This window comes from Asticcacaulis sp. P4_H10 (assembly GCF_056400965.1).
On sequence record NZ_JBFUKH010000018.1, the window covers coordinates 1 to 1,269 of the forward strand.

1 pseudogene is annotated in these 1,269 nt (G+C 57.8%); it reads right to left on the reverse strand.

The features are described from left to right. A pseudogene (locus AC1DON_RS21805) lies at positions 1-1,190 on the reverse strand (IS481 family transposase); the annotation flags it as partial. Between the last annotated feature and the right edge of the window lie 79 nt (positions 1,191-1,269).

Genomic DNA, 1,269 nt, shown 5'->3' on the forward strand with positions numbered 1-1,269 from the left:
TTATACGGACCGGAGACATGGGTGACACATGTTCGGAGACATAGGTTACACATTTGGTGAGCCTATGTTGATGTGAGGTCAATAGTCGCGATGCGTTTCGCTCCGAAGCAGATGTCATAGGTGTTCTGTCCGGTAGGCCTTACAGCGACGTGTTCTCCTCTGAAGGCTTTCGGTACGCGCCATTGCCTGTTCCTGAAACTGATAGCGCCAAGGTCTTTGGGGACTTTCCTGACGATGTCGGAGCTGTCGTATTCGACGGTTGGCAACCGGGAAGGCATCGGGCGTGACGATGGCCTGTAGCGCGAAGCGGGCACCTGCATATCCAGGCTTTGATGCGGGCGTTTGTGGTTATAAAGGCTGCGCCAGTCATCAAAGCACCTCTGGGCTTGGCGCATATCCGCCAGCGGTTGATGGGTAAGGACTTCAGCCTTGAGGGATCTGTGGAAGCGTTCGTTCTTGCCGCGGCCTTGCGGGCAGTAGGGCGTAGCATGGATGACGTCGATGCCCAGCTTCAGCAGCCAGACGGTCAACGGCGTGAACTGTCCCCGTGCGCCACCGCCCCAAGGCGGGCCGTTATCCACATAGAAGGCTGCCGGCAGTCCATACAGCCGGAAGGTCTGCTCCAATCCGTCCTTGACCGTGAGCGTACGCTGGTTGGCGCAGCCCTGAACACATAAGGCAAAGCGCGAATGATCATCGATGATCGTCAACGGATAGCACCACTGGCCGTCTCCCAACTGGACCTGGCCCTTGAAGTCCATCTGCCACATCAGGTTGGGCGCTTCCTTCTCAAAGGAACCGAAAGGCCGACCTTCATGGCCTGTGGCTGTGACGTAGCCATGACGCAGCAGGATCGCATGCACCGTCGAGACGGACGGTACTGCTATCCCTTCAGCCGCCAGCACATGCGCGATCTTACGGGCACCCCAGGCCGGATGGGCCTGACGCCACGAAAGTATGCGTTCCGTAATATCTTCAGATGTGCGCCGCGGACTGGTGTGAGGCCGGCGACTGCGATCGCAGACACCCGCCTCGCCAAGCCCTGACAACGCCCGCTCCACCCATTTGTAACCCGTCTTCCGGCTAATCCCGAAAGACCGGCAAAGCGACGCAATGTTCGCATTTGCCTGACTGGCAAAACTCAAAAACTCCCGCCTGCGATCCATGACCGACACCTCATTCCAAGGCATGGCAAGCTCCTCAGCTATTCCATGCCTAAAGTGTCACCCATGTCTCCGAACACATGTCACCTATGTCCCCGGACTAAAC